The following is a 4589-nucleotide window of genomic DNA, read 5'->3' as shown; positions in this document are numbered from 1 at the left end:
CCGTCCTCCCCGCGCGCCTCGGACTGCCCCAGCTCGGCCAGCCGTCGGTTCTGGAAGGCCGCGAAATTCTCTGGAAGCACCGCTACGCGAGCCCCGTCCTCAGCCGCCTGCTCAAGCAGCTCGCGGGCGCGCACCAGATTCTGTTCCACCTCGAAACCACTCACCATCTGAATGGCCGCTACCGATACGGATGCCGTCATCGCTTGATCTCCCCTGCAGGCCTTTCGGGGGCTTCCACACCCACCTCGGGCCGTTCATAGCTTTCCAGATCCGACTCCGTGTCAAACAGATTGCGGAGTTCAACCTCCGGGTTGCTCCAGGTGCCCTCCACGGTGTAGGTGGCACTGGTAACCCGACTCAGGATACCCCCAAACACCTTATCGAGCACGAAAAGCGCACCTCCAATGGGGGGCGCATAGCCGAACAGAACCGCCGCCAGAGGAAGATTCTGGGTAACCGGCAGCACCACCACCAGGCGCATATCGAGTGCCTCACTGATCAGATCCGCCTCGCCGCTCATACGGAAACCGCCGGAGGGCGCCTGGATCGACACAGCCGGATCAAAGATCAGGCGACCCTCGTGGATCAGCACTTCCCCTTCGATATGGTCGAACGGAATTCCGGACTCATAGACGTCCGAAAAATCCAGCTGCAGGCGCCGCCAGAGCGTATCCGTGTTCAGCAGGCCAAAAACCCGGAACACACGCGCCCCCTCAATGTCCTGATCAATGATGCCATCCTCAAGCCGGAAGTCCATGGCCGCGCGCAGACCGGACAGGCTGAAATCCGTGGGTCCGCCGGGCCAGGCCATGTTCAGTGAGGCCTCGGTCCGCTGGCTGCTGATCGGAACCATGGTTCGACCGATCAGCGCTTCGAGCCCTTTGAGATCACCGCCATCCAGGGTGCCGGAAAATTCGGTGACGCCACTGTTGGCCGTCGGCTGCCAGGTCAGATTCCCATCCACGACCAGATCCCCCATGGTAAATGCCAGTGGATCCACGCGGATACGGCTGCCATCCGGCACCAGCATCAGCGACAGATCCGTCAGCCGACGGTCGCCGACAACAAGACGGCCGATGCGTATACCCATGTCGGGCCAGTCCCGGGCCCCACTGCTCAGTGTGCCACTGTCCAGCTCTGGCGCTTCCCCGCCGTCAGGCGCCGTTTCCGGAAGCACCAGATGATCGAGATCCACCGCCAGTGCCCGCTCACCGCCATTCCCGACGGTGCCACTGATCCAGTCCGAATCCAGTCGCACCTGCCAACCGCCCCGCAAGTCAGCCTCCGCCAGGATGCGAAGCGGTGACAGAGCCCAGTTACTGAAACGCGGCTCACCAATACCCAGCTCGACCCTGAGCGGAGGCAGGTCAAACCTTTCCGGCGCAGCGCCCTGGCCAGCAGCCGCCTCTTCCCCTGCCGGAACGTCAGCCATGGCCCGCCACCACTGCTTCAGGTCAGCCCCCGGCAGATTACCGGTAATGCTGAGCACCGGCTCTTTCGGAAGCTCCGTGCGGCGCACACCCAGACCAATGCGCCCGCGCTCCACGACCCCGTCACGCACCACCAACCGGAACGCGCCCAGTGGCTCCCAGTCCCCCTCAATGCGCACGGCCTCCGAATCCGCACCACCGAAGTCAACCTGGGTTGTCAGACTGTGGTCATCACCGGCTTCCTTGCTGAACGGTGCCGGCCAGTCCAGAACGAGGCCCGCAAGATCGCCATCCAGCCGCAGGGAAGGGCCTTCCGTGGGCCGAAAGGCCGCACTGTAGTCGAGCCGGCCGCTTACCCTGGGAAGCGGCTCTCCCAGCCACTCCGCCAGCCCTGGCACCGCCAGACGCCCCTGCTGGCGGAAGACCGGGGCCTGCTTCGGACCATCGCGGACCTGCAGCGTCACCGGCTCGCCCATGAAGCGCGCATCCAGGTCCGTATTGCCGAATCCGTCATCCGTGGAGAACCGGATCGGCCCGTTCACATCCCGCCACTCAAGCGCTGCCGGAGCGAAGCGCACGTGACCATCGGACAGGGCAAACCGGAGATCCATCTTTGGATCCCGCGCCTGCCCCGGCCACAGGCTGAGCGACAGGTCGACATGGCTGGAGCCGGTCACACGGAGGTCGCCCAGCCAGTCACCGGCAACCTCTGCGAGGGGGCTGTTGCGCCACTGCTCCGTAAGCAGCTCGCCATCGCGACGGGCCGCGGTATCCACATCCACGCGCAGCCCTTCCCCATCCTCACCCGTTACCCGGATCTGACTGGGCTCAAGCTCAACACCGGCCACCACACCTTCATCCAGCCGGATATGGCCCTCGTCACCCTGCACCCGCACCTGCCCGGCAGCGCCCTCCAGTGCTGGCCACTCAGGATCGTAGGTCAGCTCAGTATCCCGGAAGCGGTACGCCATACTGGAGGTGAAGGCACGATCACGGGCAGTTTCATCGGCATCATCACCTCCGATATCCCCATGACCGTAATACCACCCACGGGTCACGGTGCCCCTGCCTACGGCCTCGGTAAGGAAGGAATAGAGTTCCGGAGGCACCCGTTTCCGGGGTACAAAGCGGCCCAGCATGCCGGTTCTGCCGCCAGCAATGCCGATCCGCAGTGACAGCGTATCCGTGCTGCCTTCATGCAGCCGCAGCCGGAATCCACCGGAGGCATCCATACCCTCATGCCGCCCGACAAGACGCCGTGCGGCCACCTCCCAGCCATCACTGCGACGTGACCAGTGGATGCGACCGGCAAGGCGCTGGAAACGCCAGTCCGTGTGGAACAGCTCCGGGAATCCGATACGGGCCGGGCCGGATTCAAGGGTCACTCGACCTTGCCGGGGGCCGGTCTCAAGGTAGCCGTCCAGCCCGCTGCCAGAAGGGGCCCCTTCGACAGCCGCCACAGCAATATCCTTGAAAGCACCCCGCAGCCGCCAGTCGCCGTTGTCGGGGACGGTGATTTCAAGATGCTCCATCAGGCCTGTGGGATCATGGCCGGCCAGGCGTTCCTGCTCCTCTTTCGGCAACAGGCCGCTGTGGCGCACCAGCGAGCTGGCCGCCCCCAGATCCAGGCCCTGTGCGGCCACTGTCAGGCCAGCACTGGTGCGTTCCGCTCGGGCGGAGAACGCGCCGGCTTCCTGTTCGCCCCAGCGAAAGGCCGAGCCGCGCGTCTCCAGAAGCCAGCCCGCGTCCGTGTGCCGCCACAGCAGATCCGCGCTCAGATCCCTGAGCCGGGCCACAGGAGCCACTGGCGATGCCAGACCGAGCTCAGGTAGCCGCAATGACATCCTTACGCGCTGGAGCTGGGCCCGCCTGAACTTCAGCCAGGTCTCGGCCCGGGCATTCAGCGACTCAACAGCCAGCCCCCGCCATTCATAGGGGGTAAGCAGGTTATTGAAAATGCCGGCGGAGTCCATATCCAGGAAGAGGTCCCCAGTAAACCCGCTGCTCAGAAGGTGCCGTCCCTCCAGAGCAAAGGCGCCGATGCGCCGGCGGTCATCGCCGCCCCCGACCAGGTGCCCACTGGCGGAAAACAGACCGTCCTCAAAGCGCACGTCCATTGCCGGAACACTGAGTGATACAGGCTCCCCGGAAGTCGGCTCGACGCGCAGTCGCAGATCCGTCAGCGTCACAACGGGATCGGACAGAAGCCGCCCCGCCTGATCGATCCATTCGCCCAGATGACCATCCAGTGCAGCCAGCGCATCCGACGCGGCATCCGCCGGCCCCCGGGGCTCGTCGCCACTTTCGGATGGCTGCCATAGGCCGGCAACGGCGACCCCGCCATCAGACTGCTGCACCAGTGTCGCCTCGGCACCACTGGCACGGAGTTCGCGGAACACCAGGCGCAGACGCACCAGCGAGGCCCGGCTGTCGAGGCGCATTTTCAGCTGCCCCAGTGAAGCATCCGCCCGGCCCTTCTCTCCGACCGCCATTTCCCCAACCCGGAGAACGGGATCCAGCCCCTGCCAGTCACCACTCAGGTCACTGAGATGCACAGGCCTGCCCAGCACCTGAGTCAGCGCTGTTTCTATCTCGGCTTCAAAATGATGGAGATTCGCCATGACCTGGCGGCCCAGGCCGACGTAGAGCGCGGCAAGCATCAGCAGCGTCAGGGCGCTGATCCAGACGACCGATCCGGACGCGGTCGAGGCGCTCTTCGACGGCGTCGCGTCGGTGACTGAGTTGGGGACGGCGACGAGCGACGGAACGCTGTCGCTCTCGGTCGACGGGACCAACGTGGCGATCGACGCCGAGACGATCGCGTCGCTCCGGGACGTGCTCGCGGCGGAACTCGACTGAGACGAGCGGGAGAATTCGATTCCTCAACCGAGGAACAGCGGCACGCCGAAGACGACGGCCAGGCCGACGACAAGGACGAGAAGCCCCGTCGTCACCCGGCTCATACCGAACTCCTCCATCGGTGACGTGACGCGTACGTCCACCAGTTCGCTCCCGTGGCCATCGTCGTGTCCGTGGTCGTCGTGGTGGTCGTCCATACCCGACCGTGGGGCGGCGCGATACAAAAACGCACCTGATTGGCGGGCGGGTCCACCGTGTCGGGTCTCTTTTGACGACCGACAGTGTACCCGTTCGTATCAC

3 protein-coding genes are annotated in these 4589 nt (G+C 65.0%); all 3 read right to left on the bottom strand.

Annotated features, from left to right (window positions below; all coding sequences use genetic code 11):
• Positions 1–200 (bottom strand): nitrilase-related carbon-nitrogen hydrolase (locus tag QZ501_RS14875; protein ID WP_295720599.1); only part of this gene is annotated, 200 nt, incomplete at its 3' end.
• The gene (locus tag QZ501_RS14870) at positions 197–4225 is read right to left on the bottom strand and encodes an AsmA-like C-terminal region-containing protein (RefSeq protein WP_295720597.1); all 4029 of its coding nucleotides are present in this window, start codon (positions 4223–4225) and stop codon (positions 197–199) included. The genes QZ501_RS14870 and QZ501_RS14875, both read right to left, overlap by 4 nt.
• Positions 4226–4312: 87 nt before the next feature.
• Entirely contained in the window at positions 4313–4486 is a 174-nt protein-coding gene (locus QZ501_RS14865; RefSeq protein WP_295720595.1) for a hypothetical protein, read from the bottom strand.
• Positions 4487–4589: the final 103 nt, after the last annotated feature.

Origin of the sequence: uncultured Halovibrio sp., assembly GCF_913056445.1 — a bacterium.
Taxonomy (GTDB): Bacteria; Pseudomonadota; Gammaproteobacteria; order Pseudomonadales; family Oleiphilaceae; genus Halospina; species Halospina utahensis_B.
The sequence above is the reverse complement of the archived record's forward strand: the minus strand, read 5'-3'. Positions and strand labels throughout refer to the sequence as shown.